Here is a 25965-nt window from a genome sequence, read left to right as displayed (position 1 = left end):
CCGTCAGGGGTCGCTGCGGCGGTGGTGGCCGGCGGCGGCCCGGCGGGCGCGCCAGCGTTCACCCAGGGAGTCGATCTCCTCTTGGACGAAGAGGAAGAAGTCGCGCATCTCGGCGACCCGCTGGCCGCCGGGGGTGGCCGGGCCGTGCAGCGCCTCGACGCCGGCGGTCGAGATGTCGATGAAGTTCTTGTAGAGGCCGGTCTTGGTCACCGTCGCCTCGTACCAGGGGTTGTCGGGCATCCGGTAGCGGTCCCGCCGGGATCCTTTCACCGGCTCGCGGACGAGCATGCCGAACTGGGTGAGGTAGCGGACCGCGCCGGAGACGGCCGCGGCGCTGACCCCGAGCCGGTCGCCGATCTCGGCGGCGGTGAGCGGGTCGTCGGCGCTCATCACGGCGAAGAGCACCCGGGCGGCCATCCGGGGGAACCCGACGTCCGCGAAGGCCATCGCCATCCGCTCGACGAAGAGGTGAACCTCGTCCTCGTCGGGGGTGGGCCGGCGGTCGTCAGGCATCGGTGTGGGCTCCTCGTCTGCGGGTCGGGAAGGCGATCGTGCCTCAGGTCTCACAGTCTTCACAACTTTGTGAAACGAGTGTAGCTTCCGATACATGGAAACTCCCATCGAGGTGACCGGCCTGGTCAAGACCTTCGGCCGGACCACGGCGCTCGACGGCCTCGACCTCACCGTCCGCGCCGGCGAGGTGCACGGCTTCCTCGGCCCCAACGGCTCCGGGAAGTCGACCACCATCCGGGTGCTGCTCGGGCTGCTGCGGGCGGACGCGGGGGCCGTCCGACTGCTCGGTGGCGACCCGTGGCGGGACGCGGTCGCGCTGCACCGCCGGCTGGCGTACGTCCCCGGCGACGTCACCCTCTGGCCCCAGCTCTCCGGCGGGGAGGTGATCGACCTGCTCGGCCGGATGCGCGGTGGCCTCGACCCGAAGCGCCGGGCCGAGCTGCTGGAGTCGTTCGAACTCGACCCGCGCAAGAAGGGCCGGGCCTACTCCAAGGGCAACCGGCAGAAGGTCGGCCTGGTCGCCGCCCTCGCCTCCGACGTCGAGCTGCTCATCCTCGACGAGCCCACCTCCGGGCTCGACCCCCTCATGGAGGAGGTCTTCCAGCACTGGGTGGGCCGGGCCAAGCGGGACGGCCGGACGGTGCTGCTCTCCAGCCACATCCTCGCCGAGGTCGAGGCGCTCTGCGACCGGGTGACGATCATCCGCAACGGCCGCGACGTCGAGACCGGCACCCTGACCGAGCTGCGCCACCTGCACCGCACGGCCATCGACGCGGAGATCGCCGGCCCGGTGGACGGCCTCGCCGACCTCGCCGGCGTGCACGACCTGCGGGTGGACGGCAACCGGGTCCGCTTCGACGTGGACACCACCGCCCTGGACGCCGCGCTGCGGCTGCTCACCCGTATCGGCGTACGCAGTCTGGTCAGCCAGCCGCCCACGCTGGAGGAGCTGTTCCTGCGGCACTACGAGAGCACCGGCGAGCGCGCCGAGGCGTCCCGATGAGTACCCTCGCCGGCACCCGCCACCTGGTCCGGCTGATGCTGCGCCGGGACCGCGTCCTGCTGCCGATCTGGGTACTGCTGCTCGCCGTGCTGCCGATGACGTACGCGGCCAGCTACTTCGAGCTCTTCCCGTCGGCCGCCGAGCGGGCCGCGTACACCGCCGGCACCGCCCGCAACCCGTCCATCATCGCCCTGCTCGGCCCGGTGTACGGCGAGAGCGTCGGGGCGCTGACCGCCCAGCGCGGCGGGTTCCTGTCGGTGATCATCGGATTGGCCAGCCTGCTCACCGTCATCCGGCACACCCGCACCGAGGAGGAGGCCGGTCGCCGGGAACTGCTCGGCGCCACCGTGCTCGGCCGGTACGCCGGTCTCACCGCCGCGCTGCTGGTGACGTACGCGGCCGACCTGCTGCTCGGCCTGCTGACCGCAGCCGGGCTGGTCGCCACCGGCCTGCCGGCGGGCGGCTCGCTGGCGTACGGGCTCTCGGCCGCGCTGGTGGGCATCGTCTTCGCCACCGTCGGTGGGCTCGCCGCCCAGCTCACCGAGACCGCGGGTGGCGCCCGGGGGATCGCGATCGCCGTCCTCGGGGCGGCCTTCGGGCTCCGGCTCCTCGGGGACACCGCCAGCCACGACTGGCCGAGCTGGCTCTCCCCGCTCGGCTGGGCCCCCCGCATCCGCGCGTACGAGGGGGAGCGCTGGTGGGTGCTGGCGTTGCCCGTCGCGGCGACCGTGCTGCTCGCCGCGGTCGCGTACCCGCTGTCGGTCCGCCGGGACCTGGGCGCCGGCCTGCTGCCGCCCCGGTTCGGGCCGGCCACCGCGGGTCGCGCCCTCGCCGGGCCGTTCGGGTTGGCCTGGCGCCTGCACCGGGGGCAGATCCTCTGGTGGTCGGTCGGCTTCGGTCTGCTCGGGCTGATCCTGGGCGGGGCGGCGAACGCCGCGGGCAGGTCGGTCGAGGGGAACCGAGAGCTGGAGCAGATCATGGCCCGGCTGGGCGGCGCCTCGGGGCTGGCCGAGGCGTACCTCGGGGCGACGTTGAGTCTGGCCGGCCTCGCCGCGGCCGGGTACGGCATTCAGGCGGCGCTGCGGATGCGGTCGGAGGAGACCGCCGGGCGGGCCGAGCCGCTGCTGGCCACCGGGATGCGCCGGTCCGGCTGGCTCCTGTCGCACCTGGTGTTCGCCCTGCTGGGGCCGTTCGTGGTGCTCGCCGTGACCGGGTTCGCGACCGGCCTGACCTACGGGCTGAGCGTCCAGGACGTGCCGCGCGAGCTGCCCCGGATGGTCGGGGCCGCGCTGGCCCAGGTGCCCGCGGCGTGGGTGCTGGCCGGTCTCGCGGTGCTGCTCTTCGGGCTGCTGCCCCGGCTCGCGCCGGTGGCCTGGGCGGTGCTGGCCGTCTGCGTGCTGCTCGGTCAGTTGGGCGCGGTGCTGGAGCTGAGCCAGTGGCTGCTGGACGTCTCCCCGTTCACCCACACCCCGCAGGTGCTGGGCGGCCACTGGACGGCCGCCCCGCTGATCATCATGGCGGCCCTGGCCCTCCTGCTGGCGCTGGCCGGTTTGACCGCCTTCCGCCGCCGCGACGTCCCCACCACCTGACCCCGCCTCCCCGCTGCGGGGGGCGGGTCAGGAGGCGGTTTCGTTGCGGATCATCAGGGCGGAGCGGAGGCCGGTGATGTCCAGGACGCGGAGCAGGAAGTCGCCGACGTTGCTGAGCACCAGCAGGCTCCGCGCGTGGCTGGCCTTGCGGCTGAGCACCACCAGGGTGCCCAGGCCCTGGGAGTCGCAGAAGGTGACCCCACCCATGTCGAGCACGATGCGGGGCGGGGGATCGGCGAGCACTTCATTCACGACTGTCGACAGCTGGGCGGCGGTGAGCATGTCGATCTCACCGGCCAGGCGAAGCACGACCTCGTCGCCTGTCCGGTGTAGCGTGATGGACAGTTCGGCACGATCCACCGCGTCAGCCTATCGCGATCTCGACGGCCCGGCCCGGTGAGACGTCAGCCGCCCGCCCGCCCGCGCGCGGCGTGAGTCTGGTAACCCCGCCCCGGGGTGGCTGCGGATCAACGCCCCGGCGCTGACACAATGGCGGCATCGTGACCGATACCTTTTCCGCCGGATCCGGCCGTTACCCGGCCGACGCGCCGGCCTCCGAGGCCCTGTTCGACCGCGCCAAGGCAATCGTGCCGGGCGGGGTGAACTCCCCCGTGCGCGCTTTCCGCGCCGTCGGCGGCACCCCCCGCTTCATGGTCCGGGGGGAGGGGCCCTGGCTGTACGACGCCGACGGCCGGCGCTACGTCGACCTGGTCTGCTCCTGGGGCCCGCTGATCCTCGGCCACGCCCACCCCGAGGTGGTCGAGGCCATCCGGGACGCCGCCGGGCGCGGCACCAGCTTCGGCACCCCCACCCCGGGTGAGGTGGAACTGGCCGCCGAGATCGTCGACCGGACCCCGGTCGAGCAGGTGCGCCTGGTCAACTCGGGCACCGAGGCGACCATGTCGGCGATCCGGCTGGCCCGCGGCTTCACCGGTCGGCCGAAGATCATCAAGTTCTCCGGCTGCTACCACGGCCACTCCGACGCCCTGCTCGCCGCCGCCGGCTCCGGCGTGGCCACCCTCGGCCTGCCCGACTCGCCCGGGGTGACCGGCGCGGCGGCGGGCGACACCATCGTGCTGCCGTACAACGACATCACCGCGGTCGAGGCGGCCTTCGCCGCCGAGGGGCCGCACATCGCCGCGGTCATCACCGAGGCCGCCGCCGGCAACATGGGCGTGGTCGCCCCGCGCGACGGCTTCAACCAGCAGCTCGCCGCCATCGCGCACGCGCACGGCGCGCTGCTCATCGTCGACGAGGTGATGACCGGGTTCCGGGTCTCCCGCGCCGGCTGGCACGGCCTCGACCCGTCCGACGCCGATCTCTGGACGTACGGCAAGGTCATGGGCGGTGGGCTGCCCGCCGCCGCGTTCGGCGGACGCACGGAGATCATGGAAAAGCTGGCCCCGGCCGGCCCGGTCTACCAAGCCGGCACGCTCTCCGGCAATCCGCTGGCCTGCGCCGCCGGCCTGGCCACCCTCCGGCTCGCCGACGACGCGCTCTACCGCAGGCTCGACGAGACGGCTGCCGTCGTGGGCAAGCTGGCCGCCGACGCGCTGGCCGCCGCCGGGGTCCCGCACCGCCTGTCGTACGCGGGCAGCATGTTCTCGATCTTCTTCACCGACGCCGACGTGGTCGACTACGACAGCGCCCGCACCCAGCAGGTGCCCGCGTTCAAGGCGTTCTTCCACGCGATGCTCGCCGCCGGCGTCTACCTGCCGCCGAGCGCGTTCGAGTCGTGGTTCGTGTCGGCGGCGATCGACGACGCCGCGTTGGAAAAGATCTCCGCCGCGCTTCCGACGGCGGCGAACGCGGCGGCTGCCGCCACGGGGGGTGGGGTGTGAGCGCGAGGAGTGAGCCGGGTTTGCGAGCCCCGCAGTCGCGAACGGAGATGGCTCAGTGAGCAAGACGGTGGTCCACGTGCTGCGGCACGGCGAGGTCTACAACCCGGATCAGATCCTCTACGGGCGGCTGCCTGGTTTCCGCCTCTCCGAGCTGGGCGTCCAGATGGCCAAGGCGGCCGCCCAGGCGGTCGCCGAGCGGGAGGTCGTGCACGTGGTGGCGAGCCCGCTGGAACGCGCCCAGCAGACCGCCGAGCCGATCGCCGCCCAGTTCGGGCTCCCGGTCGGGGTGGACGAGCGGCTGATCGAGAGCGCCAACTGGTTCGAGGGCAAGAAGGTCTCCCCGGGTGACGGCTCGTTCCGCGACCCGCGCAACTGGTGGGTGCTGCGCGACCCGATGACCCCGTCCTGGGGTGAGGCGTACGTGGCCATCGCCGAGCGGATGTTCGCCGCGGTGCACGCCGCCCGGGTCGCCGCCGAGGGGCGCGAGGCGGTGCTCGTCTCCCACCAGCTGCCCATCTGGACGCTTCGGCGTTACGTCGAGCGCAAGCGGCTCTGGCACGACCCGCGCCGCCGCCAGTGCGGGCTGGCCAGCCTCACCTCCTTCCACTTCGACGGCGCGAAGGTGACCGGGATCGGCTACTCCGAGCCGGCCGCACACCTGGTCAACATCTCGCCGACCGCTCGGACGGCCAAGGGGGCCTGATGCTCACCCGGAGGCCGGTCGCCGCCCTGCTCGCCGTCGTCGCCGCCGCGACGGCGCTGGTCGGCTGCTCCTCCGGCAGTGAGGAGAGCCGCTGCGCCAACAACGGCGGCATCATCGAGTGCGCGCCGGACCAGCGGTCGAAGACCCCGAAGGTGAGCGGCGAGCTGCTCACCGGCGGCAGCTACGACATCTCCCAGGCCCGCGGCCAGGTCGTCGTGGTCAACTTCTGGGGTTCCTGGTGCGCGCCGTGCCGGGCCGAGGCCGACGACCTGGAGGCCACCTACCAGGCCACCCGGGGCTCGGGCGTGACGTTCCTCGGCATCAACGTGCAGGACCAGCGGGACAAGGCGAAGGCGTTTGAGGAGGGCCGGGTCAGCTACCCGAGCCTCTTCGACCCGGCCAGCCGGTTGGCGCTCGCCTTCGACATCCCGCCGAACACCACCCCCGCCACCGTCGTGCTGGACCGGGAGGGCCGGATCGCCACGGTGATCCGGGCCGCCGTCAAGCAGGACGGCCTGCAACCGCTCGTCGAGAAGGTCGCCGCCGAGCAGCCGGACACCGGATCCCGCTGATGGGCGAGACCTTCCGCCAGCTCGCCGAGTCCGGCCCGCTGCTGCTGGCCATCGGCGCGGCGGCGCTCGCCGGGCTGGTCAGCTTCCTCTCCCCGTGCGTGCTGCCGCTGATGCCGGGCTACCTGTCGTACGTCACCGGGCTGGCCGGCGCGGACCTGGAGGGCCGGGCCCGGGCCGAGGCGCCCCCCGCGCCGGGTGACGGCGCTGCGGGCGGCGGGGTGGCCGTCGCCACCACCGCGCCCGCCCGGGCGGCCGCCGCGGTCAAGGGCCGGGTGCTCGCCGGGACGCTGCTCTTCATCGCCGGGTTCACCGTCGTCTTCACCGCCACCGCGATCCTCTTCGCCAGCTTCGGCCGGGTCTTCTTCGACCACGAGCGGACCCTGGAGATCGTCATCGGGTCGCTGGTCGTGCTGCTCGGGCTCAGCTACCTGGGCGTGGTGCCGGGCATGCAGCGGGAGTTCCGGATCAACCGGCTGCCCGCCGCGGGGCTGCTCGGCGCGCCGGTCCTCGGCGCGGTCTTCGCGCTGAGTTGGCTGCCCTGCACCGGCCCGACCCTCGGCGCGGTGCTCGGGATGGCCACCGCGGCCGGCAAGACCGACCGGGCCGTGGTGCTGGCGGTGGCGTACTGCGTCGGGCTGGGGGTACCGTTCGTCGCCTTCGGGCTGGGCTTCCACCGCCTGCTCGGGGTCTTCCGCGCGGTGCGACGCAACAGCCGCTGGGTCACCCGGATCGGCGGCGCCCTGCTGATCCTGATCGGCCTGGCGCTGGTCACCGGTGGGTGGCAGAACTTCGTGATCTGGTTGCAGTCGACCGTGGGTGTGGGCGAGGTGAGCATCTGATGACGACCGTGGACGACCGGCCGGCGAGCCCGCCCGCCGAGGCGCCCCGCCGGCCCAACCCGGTGCTGGCGCTGCTGCGCAACTCGTGGCGGCAGCTGACCAGCATGCGTACCGCGCTGGTGCTGCTCTTCCTGCTCGCGGTCGCCGCCATCCCCGGCTCGGTGCTGCCGCAGCGCGGGGTGAACCCGGAGAAGGTGAACCAGTACTTCGTCGACCATCCCGACCTGGCCCCGAAGCTGGACCGGATCGGCGCCTTCGAGGTCTTCGGCTCGGTCTGGTTCTCCGCGATCTACCTGCTGCTCTTCACCTCGCTGGTCGGCTGCATCATCCCCCGGGTCCGGGACCACGTGCGGGCGCTACGGTCCCGGCCGCCGGCCGCGCCGAAGCGGATGGAGCGGCTGCCGCAGCACGCGGTGCTGGAGTCGCCGGCCGCCGCCGACCCGGCGGCGATCGCCGCGGTGCTGCGCGCCCGCCGGTGGCGGGTCGAGGTCCGCGGCAACGAGGTCTCCGCCGAGAAGGGCTACCTCAAGGAGACCGGCAACCTGCTCTTCCACATCTCGCTGATCGCCGTGCTGATCGGGGTCATGCTCGGCTCCTGGTACGGCTGGCACGGCAACCGCCTGCTGGTGGCCGGCGAGGAGAACGCCTTCTGCAACACCCGGCAGCAGTACGCCGAGGCGACCCTCGGTCCCCGGCTGGACAGCGCCGACCTGCCGCCGTTCTGCCTCACCCTGGACCGGTTCGAGGCGAAGTACTTCCCGTCCGGGCAGCCCTCGCGTTTCTGGGCCACGATGACCGTGGACGAGCAGGACGGCGCGACCCGGCAGGCCGGCTTCTCGGTCAACTCGCCGCTGCGCCTCGGCTCGGCCAACGTCTACCTGCTCGGCCACGGGTACGCCCCGATCCTGAAGTACACCGACCGGTACGGCCGCAGCCAGACCAGCACGGTGCCCTTCCTGACCACCGGGGACGCCAACGTCACCGAGGAGGGCGTGGCCACCTTCCCCGACGCGAACGTCGACCCGAAGACCGGTAAGCGCGCCCCGGACCAGCAGGTGGCCTTCGACGCGATCTACATGCCCACCGCCCCGGACAGCCCACCGTTCAACCGCTCGATCTGGCCGGAGGAGCGGAACCCGGCGGTGCAGCTGATCGCCTACCGGGGCAACCTCGGGTTGGACGCCGGCATCCCCGGCTCGGTCTACGAGCTCGATCAGCGGCAGGTGACCAACGGCAAGCTCAAGCAGGTCGGTAACACGAAGCTGGGCGTCGGCGAGAAATGGACCCTGGACGACGGCAGCACGCTGGAGTTCCTCGGCACGAAGCCGTACGTCACGCTGTCGGTGCGGCACGACCCCGGCCAGACGCTGATGCTCGTTGCCTGCGTGGTGCTGCTGGCCGGCCTGATGGGTTCGCTCTTCGCCCGCCGGCGGCGGGTCTGGTTCCGGGTGACGCCCCCCGACAGTGGATCTCCGACGAGCGGTAGTAGCTTGGTGGAGGCCGGTGGGCTGCCGCGCACCGAGCATCCAGGGTTCGCCGACGAGTTCGCGCAGGTGGTCGCCGCGGTCAGCGACGGTGGGCGGGCCGACCGGCGGGCGCGAGAGGGAGTCGAGTGATGTCCGCAGTCTCCGACCAGCTGGTCACCTTCGCGATCCTGGCGTACCTGGTCGCGATGATCAGCCACGCCGTCGAGTACGCCCTCGGCAACGTCCGCGCCGTGTCGGCCGCCGCGCCGGCCCGCGAGCTGGTGGGTGCGGGCGTCGGGGCCGTGGGCGGCGCCGGTGGCGTCGAGGCGTCCGCCGGCCCGGCCCCGGCCGAGACCCGGCGCAGTCGGTCGGCGGAGCGGGCCCGGCTGGCCGGGCTGATCGCCACCGGGGTCACCGCGCTGGCCGCCGCGCTGCACCTGGGCGCGCTGGTCACCCGGGGCATCGCCGCCGAGCGGATGCCCTGGGGCAACATGTACGAGTTCGTGCTGACGGTCACCTTCATCGGGACGGCGGCCTGGCTGGCGGTGCTCTGGAAGCGCCCCGCGCTGCGCCGGCTCGGGCTCTTCCTGACCCTGGTCATGGTGCTGCTGCTGGCCTTCGCCGAGCTGAAGCTCTACGTGCAGGTGGTGCCGCTGATGCCGGCACTCCAGTCGTACTGGTTCGTCATCCACGTCTCGACGATCGTCTTCGCCTCCGGCATCTTCCTGCTGGGCGTGGTGCCGGCCACCGCGTTCCTGCTGCGCAACGGGTACGAGGCCGGCAAGCGGAGCTTCCCGTACACGCTGGCCCGGCGGCTGCCCGCGGCGGCCGGCCTGGAGCGGCTGACCTTCGCGCTGCACGCCTTCGCCTTCCCGATCTTCACCTTCGCGGTGATCGCCGGGGCGATCTGGGCCGAGGCGGCCTGGGGTCGGGCGTGGGGCTGGGACCCGAAGGAGACCTGGGCGTTCATCTCCTGGGTGGTCTACGCCGGCTACCTGCACGCACGGGCGACGCCGAGCGTGAAGCGCAACGTGGCCACCTGGATCGCGGTGCTCGGCTTCCTGACCATGCTGATGAACCTGTTCGGGGTCAACTTCTTCTTCACCGGCCTGCACTCGTACGCCGGGGTCAGCTGACCGGCCCCGGCCTGGTCCGCAGCACCCGGTCGACTCGCAGGGTGACCTGGTAGGCGATCTCCGGGACGTCGGCCAGGTCGATCCGCTCGGCCCGCAGGGCGAGCTGGGCGTGCAGCTCCCGGGCGACGGCGTCCCGGATCTCCTGGAGCAGGGGCGAGAGGCCGTCCGGGCTCACCTTCTACCAGGCGGTGATGCGACCCGCCTGGACGGCGCTGGAGCAGCGCCGCGGAGCGGATGTCTGGCGCAGGTCGCAGCGCCGGTACGCCAGTGCGGTGCTGGGCCCCCGGTTCGAGGAGATCGTGCGGCAGTGGTCCGTCCGCTTCGCCGACCCCGACACCCTCGGCGGAGTGGTGGCGGAATCCAGCGCGGCCACCGTGACCGACCCCACGAACCGGACCAGCCACGAGCTCGACCTCGTCGCCCTCGGCGAGCCACCCCTCGGGGGCGGGCCGCGCCCGCTGCTCGCCATCGGCGAGGTGAAGTGGGGTCGGCGGCTGGCGTTTCCTGACCTGGACCGACTGGAACGCCTGCGTGAACTGCTGCGGCGTCGGGCCGGCTTCGCCGCGACCGGTACGCGGCTGTTGCTGGCCAGTGCCGAGGGCTTCACCGACGACCTGACCCGGGCGGCATCCGTTCGATCGGACGTCGTCCTGGTCGACCCCGGTGTCCTCTGTTCAGCGGACCAGTGAGCACGGGTCAGGCGCCGAACCAGCCGGGTACGTCGAGGCGGAAGAGGTCGGGGGCGGCGACCCGGCGCAGATCGTCCTCCATCGCGTCGACCCGGTCCGGGCCTAGCGTGGCCGCCCAGCGGTCGCGCAGCGCGTCGAAGACGACCGCCGAGCGGCGCAGCCCGTCCAGGCCCCGCCCGGTCATCCGGACCAGCTTGCGGCGGGCGTCGGCGGGGTCGTCGACGCGTTCCAGGTAGCCGAGGGCGACCAGCCGGTCGACGGTCTTGCCCGCCGCCTGCTTGGAGACGCCGAGCCGCTGACCGAGCTCGGAGGCGGTGGTGCCGTCGACGCCGACGGCCTGGAGGACGAAGCCGTGCAGCGGCCGCAGGTCGGGGTGGCCCTGCCGGGCCAGTTCCGCGTGCAGCTCATCGATGAGCGTCCGGAAACCGGCGAGCAGCAGCAGGGGCAGCACGAAGCCCGGGCGGTCAGACGTTGCCATCTTCGACAACCTCGTTTACTGTTTGGTCAACCACGTTGACCATCTTAACCGAGGGGTAACACCATGTCCCGACCGGTCTTCACCACCCACACTCACGACACCGCCCCCGCCGCCGCCCGGCCGACCATGAGCGGGGTGCAGCGCAAGCTCGGCCACCTGCCCGCCGGCGTCGCCCTGATGGCCGAGTCCCCCGAGCTGCTCAAGGGCTTCGTCACCGCCAACGCCACCTTCGAGGCCACCGACCTCGACCCGATCGAGCGGGAGGTGGTCGTGCTGACCGTGGCCACCCGCAACGAGTGCCACATCTGCGTCGCCATGCACACCGCGACCCTGCACCGGCACGCCGCCGCCCCGGAGCTGGTCGCCGCCCTGCGGGCCGGCACCGGGCTGCCGGTCCCCCGGCTGGAGGCGCTGCGCCGTTTCACCACCGCCGTGCTCGACCACCGAGGCGCGGTGCCGGACGAGGAGCTGGGCGCGTTCCTTGACGCCGGCTTCCGTCCCCGGCACGCCCTCGAGGTGGTGCTCGGCGTCGGGACGTACACGATCTCCACCTTCGCCAACCGGCTCACCGGGGCGCCGCTCGACCCGCCCCTGGCCGCGCACGCCTGGGAGCCGGCGGCCTGACCGGTCAGCCGCGCAGGAACCGCAGCAGCAGGTCGAGGAGTTCGTCCGGTCGTTCCTCGAAGAGCCAGTGGCCGCACTCCTCGACCACCTCACCGGTGACCGTGGTGGCGTACCCGCGGACCTGCCCGGCCACCTGCTCGCCCAGGCTGGCCCGGGCACCCACGGCGAGCACCGGCATCGGCAGCTTCGTCGACCGGTACGCCGCGTTGTCCGCGACGTCCTGCCCGAACGCCCGGAAGTACTCGAAGCTGGCCCGCAGGTGGTCCGGTCTGCGCAGGTGGCGGGCGTACTCCTCGACGTCGGAGGGGTCGATGCTGCCCTTGTTCACCATGATCGAGTCGGTGAACCGGTCCACCCAGAGCGTCTCCCGGCCGGTGACCAACTGCTCCGGCAGCCCGTTGACGACGGTGAAGAAGCCGAAGTTCCACACCGCCGGGCCGGCGGCCGTCAGGGCCGGGATCGAGTAGATGCTCTCGTCGGGGATGGGTGCCTCGGTGAGCACCAGCCGGGACACCACGTCCGGGTGGGCGGCGGCGTAGGCGTACGCCACCATCGTTCCCACGTCGTGGCCCACCAGCCGGACGTCGTCGGCCAGGCCGAGACCGGTGAGCAGCCCGTGCAGGTCCGCCGCGAGGGTCTTCTTGTCGTACCCGCCCGGCGGGGCGTCGCTGTCGCCGAAGCCGCGCAGGTCCGGCGCCACCACCTCGTACCAGCGCCCCAGCTCGGGCAGCACGTGCCGCCACATGTGCCAGCACTGCGGATAGCCGTGCAGCAGCACCAGGGTCGGCCCACTGCCACCCCGGACATGGTTGATCGCCACGTCACCGACCTGGACCCGCTGCTCGGTGAAGCCCGCCGGCACCCGCGCGCCAACCATCGTCGCCCCCTCCGCCGCCGCAGTCGCCGGGGACTACCCCGTCGGCCCGGGCCCATGCCACCGCACCGGCACCGGTGCGGGACGTGGGGCGGCCCACACCGGCCACGACCACCCGGCATGGTTGGACCGTCCTGCCATGCGGGAGACTGGCAGCCATGGCGGCTCGTGGCTTCCCGTACACCGATCTCAAGGACTTCCTCGCGGCGCTGGAGCGCGCGGGCGAGCTGCGGCGGGTGAGCGTCCCGGTCGACCCCACGCTGGAGATCAGCGAGGTGGTCACCCGCACCGTCCGCGCGGGCGGCCCGGCGCTGCTCTTCGAGCACCCCACCCGGGGCGAGATGCCGGTGGCGATCAACCTGTTCGGCACCGAGAAGCGGATGGCGATGGCGCTCGGCGTCGACTCGCTCGACGAGATCGGCGACCGGATCGGCGCGCTGATCAAGCCGGAGCTGCCGGTCGGCTGGTCCGGCATCCGCGAGGGCCTGGGCAAGGTCATGCAGCTCAAGTCGGTGCCGCCGCGCAAGGTGAAGACCGCCCCCTGCCAGCAGGTCGTCTACCGCGGCGACGACGTCGACCTGAACAAGCTGCCCGGCCTGCAGGTCTGGCCCGGCGACGGCGGGATCTTCCACAACTACGGGCTGACCCACACCAAGCACCCCGAGACCGGCAAGCGCAACCTCGGCCTCTACCGGCTCCAGCAGCACGGCCGCAACACCCTCGGCATGCACTGGCAGATCCACAAGGACTCCACCGCCCACCACGCGGTCGCCGAGCGACTCGGCCAGCGACTGCCCGTCGCGGTCGCGATCGGCTGCGACCCGGTCGTCTCGTACGCCGCCAGCGCGCCGCTTCCCGGCGACATCGACGAGTACCTCTTCGCCGGCTTCCTGCGCGGCGAGCGGGTCGAGATGGTCGACTGCCTCACCGTCCCGCTCCAGGTCCCGGCGCACGCCCAGATCGTGCTCGAGGGCTACCTGGAGCCCGGCGAGCGGCTGCCCGAGGGCCCGTTCGGCGACCACACCGGCTTCTACACCCCGGTCGAGCCGTTCCCGGTGCTGCACATCGAGGCGATGACCATGCAGCGCAACCCGGTCTACCACTCGATCGTCACCTCCAAGCCGCCGCAGGAGGACCACGGCCTCGGCAAGGCCACCGAGCGGATCTTCCAGCCGCTGCTCAAGCTGCTGATCCCGGACATCGTCGATTACGACCTGCCGGCCGCCGGGGTCTTCCACAACTGCGCGATCGTCTCGATCCGCAAGCGCTACCCCAAGCACGCCCAGAAGGTGATGAACGCGATCTGGGGCGCCCACCTGATGTCGCTGACCAAGCTGATCGTGATCGTCGACGAAGACTGCGACGTGCACGACTACAACGAGGTCGCCTTCCGGGCCTTCGGCAACGTCGACTACGCCCGCGACCTGCTCCTCACCGAGGGCCCGGTGGACCACCTCGACCACGCCTCCTACCAGCAGTTCTGGGGCGGCAAGGTGGGCGTCGACGCCACCCGCAAGCTGCCCACCGAGGGCTACACCCGAGGCTGGCCCGAGGAGATGACCATGTCGCCGGAGGTTGCCTCCCTGGTCGACAAGCGCTGGAAGGAGTACGGGATCTGATGGCCGTCACCGAGGCCCCGGTCGAACGCCCGGGACGGGTCAAGTCCTTCCTCAAGCTGGTCGCGATCGAGCACTCGGTCTTCGCGCTGCCGTTCGCGTACCTGTCGGCGCTGACCGCGATGCAGGTCGACGGCGGGCACGTCCGCTGGCTCGACCTGCTGCTGATCACCGTGGCGATGGTCGGGGCGCGGACGTTCGCGATGGCCGCCAACCGGATCCTCGACCGGCGGATCGACGCGCGGAACCCGCGTACCGCGAACCGGGAACTGGTCACCGGGGCGGTGAGCCTCCGCACGGCCTGGACCGGCGCGGCCGTCGCCCTGGTGGTCTTCCTCGCCGCGGCGGCCCTGCTCAACCCGCTCTGCCTGGTGCTCGCCCCGCTCGCCGTGGTGCCGCTGGTTGTCTACCCGTACGGCAAGCGGTTCACCGACTGGCCGCACGCCATCCTGGCGATCGCCCAGGCGGTCGGGCCGGTCGGCGCCTGGCTCGCGGTCACCGGCACCCTGGACGGCTCCTGGCCGGCCTGGCTGCTCGGCGCGGCCGTCGGCCTCTGGATCGGCGGCTTCGACCTCATCTACGCCTGCCAGGACTCCGAGATCGACCGGGAGATCGGCGTGCACAGCGTGCCGGCCCGGTACGGGCGGCGTTTCGCGCTGCACGCCTCCACCGTCGCGCACGTGGTCACCTTCGGCCTCTTCCTCTGGTTCGGCGCGCTGGTCGGCTTCGGCTGGCTCTGGTGGATCGGGCTGGCGCTCACCGCGGTCGCCTTCGGCTACCAGCACCTGGTGGTCAGCCCCACCGACCTGAGCAAGGTCAACCGGGCCTTCTTCACCGCAAACGGCTTCGTCGGCATCGCGCTCTTCGTCTTCGCCCTGCTTGACCTGGTGGTCCGCCTCCACCTCCGCCCCTGACCCGTCGGGTCAGGCGCGGTCCGGGACGGGGTAGCGGGCGCTCTCCAGGGTCCAGTCGAGGGTGCCGCGGACGGCGCCGGCGACCCCGTCGAGGTGGCTGGCGACCGCCTCGTCCAGCGCCGGGCCGAACGACGGCGCCGCCGCGCGCAGCACCACGAAGCGCCGCATCGACTCCCGCCAGCGCTCGGCGACCAGCTCCACCGCCCGCTCCAGCGGCACGCCCCGCTCCGCCGCCGTGGCCAGCACCAGGTTGTGGCCGCCCGAGGTGACCCGGTCGTGCTCGAGCGAGGCGATGTCGTTGTACCAGGAGAGCAGGTCGTTGCCGAGCTCGCCGAGCCGGCGCAGCAGCGGGTGGTGGTAGACCGGGTCGGGCAGCACCCGGTCGGTGGCGAACTCGATCAGCGGGTACGACACGTACGCCGCCGAGGTGGCGCGCCGCAGCTCCACGTACTCGGCCACCCGGGGCACCCGCCCGGCCTCCTTGGCGACCGCCTCCCGCCACGTCCCGTCGAGGTGGTGGCCGACCGCGTCGGCGAAGCGCAGCCGCCAGCGGGCCGGCATCCGCCGCCGGGGCACCCGCCATGCCTCGACCAGCAGCCGGCGAAGCGGGCCGCTGAAGCCGGGGTGCCGGCGCCGGGGCCCGTCGTGCAGCAGGCCCAGCGTGCCGGCGCGCAGCGTGCGGATCTGCTCGGGGGCCAGCCGGTCGGGGCCGTCGCAGGCGTCGTCGACCAGGAAGAACCAGGTGAACAGGGTGGCCAGGGTACGTAGGTCCGGCTCGCTGGCGTCCGGGTGGAGGCGGCCCGCGTACCGGGCGAAGCCGGCCCGGTCCAGCTGGTCCAGCGCCTGCGCGTCCAGCGGCAGGCCGAGCCGGGGGAGGCGGTCCAGCAGCCACTCCTGCACGCCGTCGGCGTGTGGGGAGAGCCGGGACGGGATGGGACAGTCGGACCGTAACGACCAGAGGACCTTGTCGATCATGCCCGATCCCTCCCGCGGCGCGGATCGCCGACGGCAGCATGTCAGGTCGGTGGAAATCCCGCCGCCCGGAGGGACGGCCGGTGCCGACCGCGACACGGGGGGTGGTCGCCCGGGCGCCGCGGTGACCAGGCAGGCTGGACGCATGCGCGAACCATGGGTGGTCGGGATCTCCGGGGCGTCCGGCACGCCGTACGCGGCGGCCGTCGTCCGGGGGCTGCTCGACGCCGGCGAGCCGGTGGACCTGATCGTCTCCCGGGCCGCCCGGCTGACCGTCCTCGACGAGACCGGACGCCCCTTCCGGGACGCCCACTGGGCCGAGGACCTGGCCGCCTGGCTGGGCCGGGACCTCGGCGACGCCGACGTGCGGCACTGGCCGGCCGGCGACCTCGCCGCCGGCCCGAGCAGCGGCTCCTACCGGGCACGCGGGATGGCGGTGGTCCCGGCCAGCACGGCGGCCTGCGCCGGCATCGCCATCGGCCTCTCCAAGGACCTGCTGCAGCGGGCCGCCGAGGTCAACCTCAAGGAGCGCCGCCCGGTGGTGCTGGTGCCCCGGGAGACACCGGTGACCCGCAGCCACCTGGAACACCTGATCGCGCTGCACGACGCCGGCGCGGTGGTGCTGCCGGCCAGTCCCGGCTTCTACGGCGCGGGGGCGTCCGCCACCGCCCAGCAGTTGGTCGACTTCGTGGCGGGCAAGGTGCTCGACGCGCTCGGCGTGCCGCACACGCTCTTCCGGCGGTGGTCCGGGCAGCTCGCCGCGGACCGCTCCTGACCGGTACCGCGCGGCGGAGGATCAGTTCAGACGGAAGCGGACCGGTCCCTGCGGCCGGTCCGCGCTCCGATCTCGCACCATTCAGTACATCCCGGCGTTGGCCGGCCCCGGTCCGGTCGAGGCGGCGGGGCCCACGTTGCGTGGCTTGCCCATCTCTTCCGCCTCGTCCAGCATGCCCTCCCCTTCCAGCAGGGCCCGCACCTCGGATTCCCGAAACCGGCGATGCCCGCCTGGAGTCCGGATGCTGCCTATCCGGCCGGCCGCCGCCCAACGCGTCACAGTCTTCGGGTCCACCCGAAACAGCGCGGCGACCTCACCCGGTGTCAGCAGGCGATCTCCAGTGTCCACAGCCCCCTCCTCGCGTCGACGAAGCCCCCGGCTGAACACACTGCCCCCGGCCGGTGCGAGCCCAGAGCCGTCATGAGGGACGTATGGCAATTACAGCACCAGCGACCTGGCCTGTCCGCCAAACGCGAAAAACGCACTGAGTGGGAAGTTAGGAAATATTACCCGGGTCCGACCTCCATCACGCCAAGTCCGCAAATAGTTACGTGTTGTCATGTTCAACGGATGCCGGGCGTCGCGCGTTACGCCCCGGCAGCTAAGGTCACACTCCGTGGACGCCATCGACCTGAGCCTCGTGGACCTGCTGCGCGGCAACGCCCGCCTGTCGTACGCGGAACTGGCCCGGCAGGTCGGCCTCTCCGCCCCGGCCGTGCACGAGCGGGTCGGCAAGCTGGAGTCCAGCGGGGTCATCCGGGCGTACCGGGCCGAGGTGGAGCCCGAGGCGATCGGCCTCGGCGTGACCGCCCTGATCGGCATCGTCGAGGACTCCAACGCCGACACCGACGACGTGCTCGAGGCGTTCCGGCAGATGGCCGAGATCGAGTCCTGCTACTTCATGGCCGGCGTCGAGTCGTTCCTGCTCAAGGCGCGGGTCGGCACGATCGCCGAGCTGGAGCAGCTGATCAACCGGCTGAACCGCACCCCCGGCGTCGCCTCCACCCGCACCGGCATCGCCCTGTCGACCAAGTGGGAGAACCGCCCCCAGCCGCTCGCCCCGCCCGGCGCCTGACCCGCGCCCCTGGTGCCGCCGGGCCGGTGGCGTTAGGTTGCGTCGATGACGACGCCCGCGCCCCGAGCCGCCGTGGTGACCGGGGCGGCCGGCGGCCTCGGCCGGGCGATCGCCGCCGCCCTGCACGCCGACGGCTGGGCCGTACTCCTCACCGACCTGGACGCCACCGCGGCCGCCGCGGCCGCCGCGCCGCTGGGCGGCTGGTCGAGGGCGCTGGACGTACGGGACGAGGCGGCCTGCGCCGAGGTCGCCGCCGAGGCGGCCGGACGGGGCGGACTCGGCCTCTGGGTCAACAACGCCGGCCTCCTGGTCACCGGCCCGTCCTGGACACACGACGCGGCCACCCGGCGGCGGCTGACCGAGGTCAACACCCTCGGCGCGATGAACGGCACGCTGGCCGCCCTGGCCGTGATGCGCGGCGAGCGCCGCGGGCACGTGCTCAACGTCGTCTCCCTCGCCGGGCTGATCGCCGCGCCCGGCGAGACCGTCTACGCGGCCAGCAAGCACGCGCTGCTCGCGTTCAGCCTCGGCACCCTGCACGACCTGCGGATGGCCGGGCTCCGGGACGTACACGTGTCGTGCCTGTGCCCGGACGGGATCTGGACGCCGATGCTGCACGACCGGCTGGACGACCCCGGCGCGCTGGCCTCCTTCACCGGGACGATGCTGACCCCGGAGCGGGTCGCGGCGCGGGCCGCCCGGCTGGCCCGCCACCCCCGCCCGGTGGTCAGCCTGCCGCGCTGGCGCGGCGCCCAGGTCCGGCTCCTGGACGCGCTGCCCCGGCTGGCGCTCGCGCTGACCCCGGTGGTCCGGGCCGCCGGCCGGGCCGGCCAGCGCCGACAGCGGCGCCGGGTCGGGCCGGACCCGAGCTGAGCTCGCTTGTAACGTTGCCGGCGTGACTCATCTGGACCGGTGCGACGAGGCCTGCCGAGCGTGGGTGACCGAGGCGATCGCCGCCGTGGAGGCCGACGCCAACCGGTCCGCCGACACCCACCTGCTGCCCTTCCCGCTGCCCCGGCAGTGGGGGATCGACCTCTACCTCAAGGACGAGTCGGTGCACCCCACCGGGTCGCTGAAGCACCGGCTGGCCCGGTCGCTCTTCCTCTACGGGCTCTGCAACGGTTGGATCGGGCCGTCCAGCACGGTGATCGAGGCGTCCTCCGGCTCCACCGCGGTCTCCGAGGCGTACTTCGCCCGAATGCTCGGGCTGCCGTTCATCGCGGTGATGCCCGCCTCGACCTCACCCGAGAAGATCGCCCAGATCGAGTTCCACGGCGGCCGCTGCCACCTGGTGGCCGACCCGGCCAAGGTGGTGATCGAGGCGCGCTGGCTCGCCGAGGACACCGGCGGGCACTTCATGGACCAGTTCACCTACGCCGAGCGGGCCACCGACTGGCGGGGCAACAACAACATCGCCGAGTCGATCTACGCCCAGCTGTCCCTGGAACGGCACCCCATCCCGGCCTGGGTCGTGGTGGGCGCCGGCACCGGCGGCACCAGCGCCACCATCGGCCGCTACCTCCGCTACCGCCGGCTGCCCACCAAGCTCTGCGTGGTCGACCCGGAGAACTCCGCCTTCTACCCGGCCTGGCAGGCCGCCGACTGGTCGGTCTGCACCGGCCGGGGCTCCCGGATCGAGGGGATCGGCCGGCCCAGCGTCGAGGCGTCCTTCCTGCCCTCGGTGGTGGACCGGATGACCGCCGTCCCGGACGCCGCCTCACTGGCCGCCATGCGGGCCGGCTCGGCGGTGCTCGGCCGCCGGGTGGGCGGCTCCACCGGCACCAACCTCTGGGGTGCCTTCGGGCTGATCGCCGAGATGCTCGCCGCCGGGCGGACCGGCTCGGTGGTCACCCTGATCTGCGACGCCGGCGACCGGTACGCCGACACCTACTACGCCGACGACTGGGTGGCCGGGCAGGGCCTCGACCTCGCCCCGCACCTGGCCACCGTCGAACGCTTCCTCGCCACCGGCGCCTGGCCGGCCTGAGCCGCCGGGTGGTGCGGGGCGGCCGGCCGGCGGGCCGGACGGTCCCGGCTCAGCCGTCGACCCGCTCCGCCAGGCCCGGGTAGCGCCGCACCAGGCCGTCGGCGTCCAGCTCCAGGTCGGCCCGGAAGGTGTCGCTGACGAACCGGACCCGGCCCGGCCCGAGCGGCGTGTAGACCTGCTCGGCGGCGACCACCTCCAGGCTCGGCACCAGCACCCACGCCACCGTGACCGTGTGCGGGAGATCCGGCGTCGCGCCGGCCAGCCCGAGCCGCCGCACCGGCAGGCTGTTGAAGAGCGGGGAGCCGCCCAGGTCCACGTCGAGAGCGTCGTACAGCCGGTCCGGGTCCTCGGCGCCCGGCAGGCCCGCCGGCGGGCGCCCGGCGGCCCGCAGCGCCGCGTCCAGGTCGCCCTGCTCGCCGGCCCGCACCCGCCAACCGTCGCCGCCGCGCTCCAGCCGGACGTGCCGGGACCAGCCGGCTCCCTCGACCTCCACCTGCAGCGAGCCGGTGGCCCCGTCCGCGCCGGCGGCGAGCCGGTAGCGGCAGGTGTAGGCGATCGGGTCCACCGCCACCTGGGTGCCCCGGGCGCTGAACGCCGGGCCGTCGTCCAGCACCGCGTGCTCGGCGCCGGCGGTGTCGGTCCGGCTCCAGAAGAGTGACTTCGGCATGGACCGGACGTTACGCGAGCCGGCCGACACGGGCAGCGCATGCGGAAACGCCGCCGCGGAGCGTGGGCTCCGCGGCGGCGTTCCGGGTGGTCGTGCCGATCAGTGGGTACGCGCCGGCGGCCGGCCGCCGAAGCCACGCCGGTCGTCGCGCGGCCGGTCCTCGCGCGGCCGGTCGTCCCGGCCCCGCCCGTCGGGACGGAAGCCGCCCCGGTCAGCGCCGCGAGGCTCGCCGCCGAAGCGACGCTCGCCCTGCGGCCGGTCGCCGAAGCGCTGCTCGCCCTGCGGGCGGCCGCCGAAGCGCTGCTCGCCCCGGGTGTCCCGATCGCCGTAGCGGCGTTCGCCGGCCGGCCGGTCGGTACGGTCCCCGAAGCTCCGCTGGGTCCGGTCCCCGAAGTCGCGCGGGGCACGGTCGCCGAAGTCCCGCTGGCTCCGGTCGCCGAACGAGCGGTCGCCGGTCGGGCGGTCACCGTAGCGGCGCTCGCCCCTGCCGTCGCCCTGCCGCTCGGCGCGGTTGTCCCGGTCACCGAAGCTCCGCTGGCCGCGGTCGCCGAAGTCGCGCGGGGCACGGTCGCCGAAGTCCCGCTGGCTCCGGTCGCCGAACGAGCGGTCGCCGGTGGGGCGGGCGTCGTACCGGCGCTCGCCGAAGCGCTCGCCCCGCCCGTCCCGGTCACCGAACCGGCGCTCGCCGGTCGGGCGGTCGCTGGTCGGGCGGTCACCGTAGCGGCGCTCGCCCTGCGGGCGGTCGCCGAAGCGCTGCCCGTCCCGGTCGCCGTAGCGGCGCTCGCCGGTCGGGCGGTCGCCGAAGCGGCGCGGGCCACCGGCACGGTCGCCGTGCCGGCGCGCCTCGGGCTCTTCGCGCACCGGGACGCCGCTCGGCTCGCGGGCGCCGGTGAGCTCGGTCAGCGCCGGGTCGCCGGCCCGGACCCGGGTCTCCTCCGGCGCGACGCCGGCCTTCTCCAGCATGGCCAGCGTGGTCCGGCGCTGCTTGGGCAGCACCAGGGTGGCCACCGCGCCCGACTCACCGGCCCGGGCGGTACGGCCCGCGCGGTGCAGGTAGTCCTTCGGGTCCTTCGGCGGGTCCACGTGCAGCACCAGGGAGACCCCGTCGACGTGGATGCCGCGGGCGGCGACGTCGGTGGCGACCAGCACGCTAGTCCGGCCCTCACGGAACTCCGCGAGGGTCTTGGTACGCATCCGCTGGGTCTTGCCGCCGTGCAGCCCACCGGCCCGCACACCGACCGCGGCGAGCTGGTCCACCAGCCGGTCGACGCCGAGCTGGGTCCGGGCGAACACCATCGTCCGGCCGTCCCGCGCGGCGATCGACGCCGTGACGGTGAACTTGTCATGCGGCGGGATGAGCAGCAGGTGGTGGTCCATGGTGGTCACCGAGGCGGTCGACGGCGCGGTCGAGTGGGTGACCGGGTCGGTCATGAACCGCCTGACCAGCGCGTCCACGTCACCGTCGAGGGTGGCCGAGAAGAGCAGCCGCTGCGAGCCGGCCGGGGTCTTGGCCAGCAGTTCGGTCACCTCGGGCAGGAAGCCCATGTCGGCCATCTGGTCGGCCTCGTCGAGCACGGTCACCTCGACGTCGTCCAGGTTGCAGATGCCGCGCGAGATCAGGTCGCCGAGCCGGCCCGGGGTGGCCACGATGATCTCCACGCCCCGGCGGAGCGCGTCGATCTGCCGGTCGTACGGGACGCCGCCGACGGCGGTCTTGAGGAAGATCCCGACGGCCTTGCCGAGCGGCATCAGCGCGTCGTTGACCTGCATGGCGAGTTCCCGGGTGGGGACCAGGACCAGCGCCCGCGGGTGCATCGGACGGGCCCGGTTGCGCTCGGCGAGCCGGGCGATGATCGGCAGGCCGAAGGCGAGGGTCTTGCCGGAGCCGGTCTGGCCCCGGCCGAGGACGTCCCGGCCGGCGAGCGCGTCGGGCACGGTGGCGCGCTGGATCTCGAACGGAGCGGTGATGCCCTGCCGGGCGAGCGCCGCGACCAGCGGCTGCGGAAGCCCGAGGTCGGCGAAGGTGACGTCGGCGACGGGCGCGTCCTGCGCCGGCAGGTCGAGGGCGTCCTGCGCCGGGAGGTCGAGGGCGGACGGAATGGTGCCGTGGTCAGCAGAGGTGGTCAAGGAAAGCCTTTCGAGCGGGGCGCATCTTCGCGATGGCCCGCCGCGGCTGTGCTCGCCGCCGAATCGCCCGCAAGATCGCCCATGGGCGCGCACCGTGCGCGCCAGGTCAGTGATCGAGACAAGTGTACGGCGGACCGCCGACATCGACAGCCGACCGCGCGCGGGTAGTGGGCGGGCTCACGATGCTCCCGCCCGTGCTCACTTGTTCAGGACGCCGCCCACCAGCCCGTCCATCGCGTCGTTGGCGAGCAGGACGACCAGCACGCTGATCGCCACCAGCAGCCCCAGCGAGGCGGCCAGGACGATCACCACCCGGGTGGTCTTCGACCGTGGGGTGGGCGTGTCGGCCCAGCCCTGGGCGAGGATGTGCCCGGTCAGCGAGCCGGAGTTGTCCAGCGGGTTGCCGGCCGGGAAGGAGACCGTCGAGAAGCCCGGCCCGTCGGTCCCGCCGTAGGCCGTGCTGGCCAGGTCCGGTCCGGCCCGGTAGGCGGTGCCCGCCGCGCCGGCCGCCGGCCTGCCGGACGGCGCGGAACGTTCCGCTCCGGCCCGGCGGGTGGTGAGTTCGGCCGAGGGCGGCCAGGCGGGCAGCGCCGGCGCCGGCACCACCGGCGGCGCGGAGACAGGCGCGGCGGCCCGGTACGGCGGCGCGGAGCTCACCGGCGGCGCGGAGACCGGAGCGGCGGCCCGGAAGACGGACCCGGGGCTGGCCGGCGGTGCGGAGACCGGAGGGGTGAAGGCGGGCGGCCCGGGCACCGGCGGCGTGCTGGCCGGTGGCGCGGAGACCGAGGCGGCCGCCCGGAACGTCGGGGCGGGGGCGGGGGCGGGTGGCGCCGACGCCGGCAGACCGGCCCGGTCGAACCCGGGCGGCCCGGCCGGCGGCGCGGAGACCGGGGCGGCGCCGAACGCACCGGCCACGGCCGGTGGCGGCGGGAACGGCGGTGCCGGCATCGGGCCGGGCGGCGGCGGGCCGGGCAGCGGTGGCCCGGGTGGCGGTTGGGGCGGGCCGGGCACGGGCGGCACCGGCCCCGGAGTGGGGCGTGGCCCGGGCGGCGGGGTCGGCAGCGGTGGCACCGGCGGCGGGAACGGTCCGGGCGCCGGTGGCTCCGGGTTCGGGGCGGGCGCCGGGGCCGGCTCCGGCTCCGGTGTCGGCGGAGTGGGCGGCTGAGCCGGCTCCGGCGGCTGGGCCGGCTCGGGCGGCTCGGGGTTGACCGGGGTCGAGCGGTAGACCGTCGGCGCGCCACCCGCGGACCGGGCGGCCGCGTCGGCCGCGGCGCCGGACGCCTCCTCGGCGGAGACCCGGCTGAGTCCGGGCACGGCGGCGCTGGCCCGGGCGGAACCGCCCGGCGTGGCGCCCCGCTGCTCCGGCACGGCCGGAGCAGCGGGTGCCGGCGAAGTGGCCGGCGGGAGGCCGGAGCCCGTGCCCGGGAGGTCGGCGTCGCCGGAGGCGGCGGGCCCGGTGGGCGTACCCGCGCGGTAGGTGGTGCCGCTGGCCGGTGCCGTCGGGAGGCCGGTGCCCGCGGGCGGGGCGGTCGCGGTGGTGACGCTGGCCCGGGCGCGCGCCGGCCCGGCCGCCACCTCGCCGGCGGATGGTGAGTGGGCGGGATCAGGCACGGATCCGCGGTCGACGGTATCCGCCGGAACCTGGTGTTCGCCCATGCCTCGTCCTCCGCGCCACGCTCGCATCCCACCCGTCGCCCGGGGTACGGATGTGCCTGTATGTCACGGTGCCACATTCCACCCCGTCGGCACAGTCGGAGTGGACACCGGAGCCGGTCCGGTCCGGTCGCCGCAGGTCAGCTGCCGGTGCTCGCCGAGGCCGTGACCGAGCTGCTGGTCTCCGGAGCGCTGCTGCTCTCGGCCGTGGTCGGCGCGATGCTGCTGGTCTCCGGGGTCGGCGCGGCGGTGGTCTCCGACGCGCTCGGCTCCGGCGCGGGCGCCTCCGTGGATGGCGGCGGCGGCGTGGTGGCCGGCGGCGTGGTGGCCGGCGGGGGCGTGGTGGGGGTCGGCGACGGGGTGGTCGACGGCGTCGACGGCGGCGTGGTCGGCGTGGTCGTCGGGGGTCCGCTCGGCGTCGTGCCCGTCCCACTGGGCGACGGCGACGGCGTCGTGCTCGGCTTCGGCGACGGCGTGGCCGGCCCGGTGGTCGCCGGCACCGGCAGCGGCGCCGGCGGAACCGGGATGGCCGGGCCGGGTACCGCCCCGACGACCCGGGTGGCGGCGTAGAGGCCGGACCACCGGACCGTGGAGATCTTCACGACGTCGCCGGTGCTCGGCGCCTGCACCATCTTGCCGCCGCCGATGTACATCCCGACGTGGTGGATGGTCGTCCAGCTGCTGCCGGAGGCGAAGAAGAGCAGGTCACCGGGGAGCAGCGCGCCAGGGGCGACGGTCTTGGCGCGGGTGGCGAAGTACTGGTCGCGGGAGACCCGGGGCAGGTCGTAGTAGCCGGCCGACCGGTACGCCGCCCACATCAGACCCGAGCAGTCGAAACGGTCCGGCCCCTCGGCCGACCAGAGGTACGGGTCGCCGAGCTGCGCCAGGGCGTAGCGGACGGCGGCCAGCGCCTCGGGGCTGGCGATCAGCCCGGTGCTGCTCTGCCCCTCGACGTACGCCGCGCCGAGCTTCTGCTCGGCGGCCTCCTGCTGGCGCTCGGCCTGGATCAGCTGGGCCTGGTTGTCGGCGCGGAGCTTGATCAGCTCGGTGTCGCTGGCCCGCAGCGTGGCCTGGGCGGCGGTCAGCTCCCCGTCGGTGCGACGGACCCGGTCCTGGGCGGAGGTGAGCGCCTGGACGGCCCACTGCTCGCCGGCCCGGGCGCGGGACAGCTCGCCGGCGGCGGCGGTGGTCGCGCCGTCGGCCTGCTCGCCCCGGGAGAGTCGTTGCAGGACGCTGAGCCCGCGAAGATCCGCCGCGAGCTCACCCGGCGGCAGGGCGGCGGCGGCCTTGAAGGCCTCCGCGGCGACGTCGTCCGCGCGCTGCTGGGCCTTCGTCAGCGCGTCCCGGGCGGTCACCAGGTCACGCTCGGCGGTGGCCAGCTGGGCGCGGGCGTCGTCGCGCTGCTGGCGCAGCTCGAGCATCCGGTCGCCGAGCTGCCGGTTCTGGTCCTGGAGGGCGGTGATCCGGGTCAGCAGCGGGTTGGCGGGGATGCCGGCGACCGGCAGGGTGGTGACGCCGCCGGGCAGCGTCGGGGTCGGGTAGCCGGGCACGGCACCGGGCAGCCGCAGGTCACCGGCGGCGACCGGGCGGGCGCCGCTGTCGGGGACCACGCCGGGCAGCGCCGGGTCGGCGTACGAGGGCGTGGCCAGGGCCATCGCCGCGACCGCGCCGAGCAGGGCGGACCAGAGCGTCGGACGCAGCACCGGCGAGATCACCGGGCTCCTCCGTCGTGGCTGCCGTGACCTGCGCCCGCTGTCGACCATTCCGCTCCCCAGTCCGGCGTGCCGTGCCGCGCGTGGTGAGCGCGGCGAACCGGGACGCTACCAGTGTGTGTCGCGTCCCACCCATGTCT

The 25965-nt window shown here is 74.0% G+C and carries 27 protein-coding genes; 16 read left to right on the top strand and 11 right to left on the bottom strand.

Annotated features, from left to right (window positions below; translation table 11 throughout):
- Positions 1-3: 3 nt before the first annotated feature.
- A complete protein-coding gene (locus tag AC5RWQ_RS03140) occupies positions 4-513 on the bottom strand; it encodes a GbsR/MarR family transcriptional regulator (protein WP_494281235.1) in 510 nt (169 codons plus the stop codon).
- Between the two features lie 94 nt (positions 514-607).
- On the opposite strand from AC5RWQ_RS03140, the gene AC5RWQ_RS03135 reads away from it, so the two are divergent.
- Entirely contained in the window at positions 608-1516 is a 909-nt protein-coding gene (locus AC5RWQ_RS03135) for an ABC transporter ATP-binding protein (RefSeq protein WP_494281234.1), read from the top strand.
- Positions 1513-3105, top strand: coding sequence for an ABC transporter permease (locus AC5RWQ_RS03130; RefSeq protein WP_494281233.1), 1593 nt, complete (start codon positions 1513-1515; stop codon positions 3103-3105). The genes AC5RWQ_RS03135 and AC5RWQ_RS03130 overlap by 4 nt, the downstream gene beginning before the upstream one ends.
- Before the next feature lie 27 nt (positions 3106-3132).
- On the opposite strand, the gene AC5RWQ_RS03125 is transcribed toward AC5RWQ_RS03130, so the two are convergent.
- The gene (locus tag AC5RWQ_RS03125) at positions 3133-3465 is read right to left on the bottom strand and encodes an STAS domain-containing protein (protein ID WP_494281232.1); all 333 of its coding nucleotides are present in this window, start codon (positions 3463-3465) and stop codon (positions 3133-3135) included.
- A 140-nt stretch (positions 3466-3605) separates the two neighbouring features.
- Between AC5RWQ_RS03125 and hemL the strand changes: the two genes are divergently transcribed.
- The 6 genes from hemL to ccsB are packed head-to-tail and all read left to right on the top strand — an operon-like array spanning position 3606 to position 9662.
- Positions 3606-4946: a glutamate-1-semialdehyde 2,1-aminomutase gene (hemL, locus tag AC5RWQ_RS03120; RefSeq protein ID WP_494281231.1), complete on the top strand. Its 1341-nt coding sequence runs from the start codon at positions 3606-3608 to the stop codon at positions 4944-4946.
- Between the two features lie 55 nt (positions 4947-5001).
- A complete protein-coding gene (locus tag AC5RWQ_RS03115; RefSeq protein WP_494281230.1) occupies positions 5002-5649 on the top strand; it encodes a histidine phosphatase family protein in 648 nt (215 codons plus the stop codon).
- Complete coding sequence (locus AC5RWQ_RS03110; protein WP_494281229.1) at positions 5649-6221, top strand: TlpA family protein disulfide reductase; 573 nt, start codon at positions 5649-5651, stop codon at positions 6219-6221. The genes AC5RWQ_RS03115 and AC5RWQ_RS03110 overlap by 1 nt, the downstream gene beginning before the upstream one ends.
- Positions 6221-7060, top strand: coding sequence for a cytochrome c biogenesis CcdA family protein (locus AC5RWQ_RS03105; protein ID WP_494281228.1), 840 nt, complete (start codon positions 6221-6223; stop codon positions 7058-7060). Before AC5RWQ_RS03110 ends, AC5RWQ_RS03105 begins: the two co-directional genes overlap by 1 nt.
- Positions 7060-8676 (top strand): cytochrome c biogenesis protein ResB, encoded by a 1617-nt coding sequence (gene resB, locus AC5RWQ_RS03100; protein WP_494281227.1) that lies wholly within the window; start codon positions 7060-7062, stop codon positions 8674-8676. Before AC5RWQ_RS03105 ends, resB begins: the two co-directional genes overlap by 1 nt.
- Positions 8676-9662 (top strand): c-type cytochrome biogenesis protein CcsB, encoded by a 987-nt coding sequence (gene ccsB / locus AC5RWQ_RS03095; protein ID WP_494281226.1) that lies wholly within the window; start codon positions 8676-8678, stop codon positions 9660-9662. Before resB ends, ccsB begins: the two co-directional genes overlap by 1 nt.
- Here the strand turns inward: ccsB and AC5RWQ_RS03090 are convergent.
- A complete protein-coding gene (locus AC5RWQ_RS03090; RefSeq protein WP_494281225.1) occupies positions 9655-9837 on the bottom strand; it encodes a hypothetical protein in 183 nt (60 codons plus the stop codon). The genes ccsB and AC5RWQ_RS03090 overlap by 8 nt on opposite strands.
- A 16-nt stretch (positions 9838-9853) precedes the next feature.
- Between AC5RWQ_RS03090 and AC5RWQ_RS03085 the strand changes: the two genes are divergently transcribed.
- Positions 9854-10351, top strand: coding sequence for a hypothetical protein (locus AC5RWQ_RS03085; RefSeq protein ID WP_494281224.1), 498 nt, complete (start codon positions 9854-9856; stop codon positions 10349-10351).
- A 7-nt stretch (positions 10352-10358) separates the two neighbouring features.
- Here the strand turns inward: AC5RWQ_RS03085 and AC5RWQ_RS03080 are convergent, their stop codons facing one another.
- On the bottom strand, positions 10359-10829 hold the full coding sequence (locus AC5RWQ_RS03080) for a MarR family winged helix-turn-helix transcriptional regulator (protein WP_494281223.1): 471 nt from the start codon (positions 10827-10829) through the stop codon (positions 10359-10361).
- Between the two features lie 63 nt (positions 10830-10892).
- On the opposite strand from AC5RWQ_RS03080, the gene AC5RWQ_RS03075 reads away from it, so the two are divergent.
- Positions 10893-11453, top strand: a complete 561-nt coding sequence (locus AC5RWQ_RS03075) for a carboxymuconolactone decarboxylase family protein (RefSeq protein ID WP_494281222.1) — start codon at positions 10893-10895, stop codon at positions 11451-11453.
- A 4-nt stretch (positions 11454-11457) separates the two neighbouring features.
- Here AC5RWQ_RS03075 and AC5RWQ_RS03070 read toward each other — a convergent pair whose 3' ends face one another.
- Positions 11458-12330 (bottom strand): alpha/beta fold hydrolase, encoded by an 873-nt coding sequence (locus AC5RWQ_RS03070; protein WP_494281221.1) that lies wholly within the window; start codon positions 12328-12330, stop codon positions 11458-11460.
- A gap of 155 nt (positions 12331-12485) precedes the next feature.
- Here AC5RWQ_RS03070 and AC5RWQ_RS03065 point away from each other — a divergent pair, with 155 nt between their 5' ends.
- Positions 12486-13946, top strand: a complete 1461-nt coding sequence (locus AC5RWQ_RS03065) for a menaquinone biosynthesis decarboxylase (RefSeq protein WP_334491869.1) — start codon at positions 12486-12488, stop codon at positions 13944-13946.
- On the top strand, positions 13946-14857 hold the full coding sequence (mqnP, locus tag AC5RWQ_RS03060) for a menaquinone biosynthesis prenyltransferase MqnP (RefSeq protein ID WP_494281220.1): 912 nt from the start codon (positions 13946-13948) through the stop codon (positions 14855-14857). The genes AC5RWQ_RS03065 and mqnP overlap by 1 nt, the downstream gene beginning before the upstream one ends.
- Positions 14858-14866: 9 nt before the next feature.
- Here mqnP and AC5RWQ_RS03055 read toward each other — a convergent pair whose 3' ends face one another.
- Positions 14867-15832 (bottom strand): terpene synthase family protein, encoded by a 966-nt coding sequence (locus tag AC5RWQ_RS03055; protein WP_494281219.1) that lies wholly within the window; start codon positions 15830-15832, stop codon positions 14867-14869.
- 142 nt (positions 15833-15974) lie between these two features.
- Between AC5RWQ_RS03055 and AC5RWQ_RS03050 the strand changes: the two genes are divergently transcribed.
- Entirely contained in the window at positions 15975-16604 is a 630-nt protein-coding gene (locus AC5RWQ_RS03050; RefSeq protein WP_334491873.1) for a UbiX family flavin prenyltransferase, read from the top strand.
- An 81-nt stretch (positions 16605-16685) separates the two neighbouring features.
- Here the strand turns inward: AC5RWQ_RS03050 and AC5RWQ_RS03045 are convergent, their stop codons facing one another.
- On the bottom strand, positions 16686-16952 hold the full coding sequence (locus AC5RWQ_RS03045) for a BldC family transcriptional regulator (protein WP_088976967.1): 267 nt from the start codon (positions 16950-16952) through the stop codon (positions 16686-16688).
- Between the two features lie 268 nt (positions 16953-17220).
- Between AC5RWQ_RS03045 and AC5RWQ_RS03040 the strand changes: the two genes are divergently transcribed.
- From AC5RWQ_RS03040 to cds1, 3 genes are read left to right on the top strand one after another with little or no spacing between them, the layout of a single operon-like run.
- On the top strand, positions 17221-17679 hold the full coding sequence (locus AC5RWQ_RS03040) for an Lrp/AsnC family transcriptional regulator (RefSeq protein ID WP_494281218.1): 459 nt from the start codon (positions 17221-17223) through the stop codon (positions 17677-17679).
- Positions 17680-17724: 45 nt separating this feature from the next.
- Positions 17725-18552: an SDR family NAD(P)-dependent oxidoreductase gene (locus AC5RWQ_RS03035; protein ID WP_494281217.1), complete on the top strand. Its 828-nt coding sequence runs from the start codon at positions 17725-17727 to the stop codon at positions 18550-18552.
- A gap of 22 nt (positions 18553-18574) precedes the next feature.
- Positions 18575-19666, top strand: coding sequence for an L-cysteine desulfhydrase Cds1 (cds1, locus tag AC5RWQ_RS03030; protein ID WP_494281216.1), 1092 nt, complete (start codon positions 18575-18577; stop codon positions 19664-19666).
- 49 nt (positions 19667-19715) lie between these two features.
- Here the strand turns inward: cds1 and AC5RWQ_RS03025 are convergent, their stop codons facing one another.
- The 4 genes from AC5RWQ_RS03025 to AC5RWQ_RS03010 all read right to left on the bottom strand — a co-directional run bounded on the left by AC5RWQ_RS03025 (position 19716) and on the right by AC5RWQ_RS03010 (position 25876).
- Complete coding sequence (locus tag AC5RWQ_RS03025; protein WP_494281215.1) at positions 19716-20333, bottom strand: putative glycolipid-binding domain-containing protein; 618 nt, start codon at positions 20331-20333, stop codon at positions 19716-19718.
- 99 nt (positions 20334-20432) lie between these two features.
- Entirely contained in the window at positions 20433-22460 is a 2028-nt protein-coding gene (locus AC5RWQ_RS03020; protein WP_494281214.1) for a DEAD/DEAH box helicase, read from the bottom strand.
- Positions 22461-22658: 198 nt separating this feature from the next.
- Positions 22659-24071, bottom strand: a complete 1413-nt coding sequence (locus tag AC5RWQ_RS03015; RefSeq protein ID WP_494281213.1) for a hypothetical protein — start codon at positions 24069-24071, stop codon at positions 22659-22661.
- Positions 24072-24253: 182 nt separating this feature from the next.
- Complete coding sequence (locus AC5RWQ_RS03010) at positions 24254-25876, bottom strand: C40 family peptidase (RefSeq protein WP_494281212.1); 1623 nt, start codon at positions 25874-25876, stop codon at positions 24254-24256.
- Positions 25877-25965 lie beyond the last annotated feature (89 nt).

The organism is Micromonospora sp. BS32 (assembly GCF_059089345.1).
Note: the sequence above shows the minus strand (reverse complement) of the source record. Positions and strands in the feature narration are given on the sequence as shown.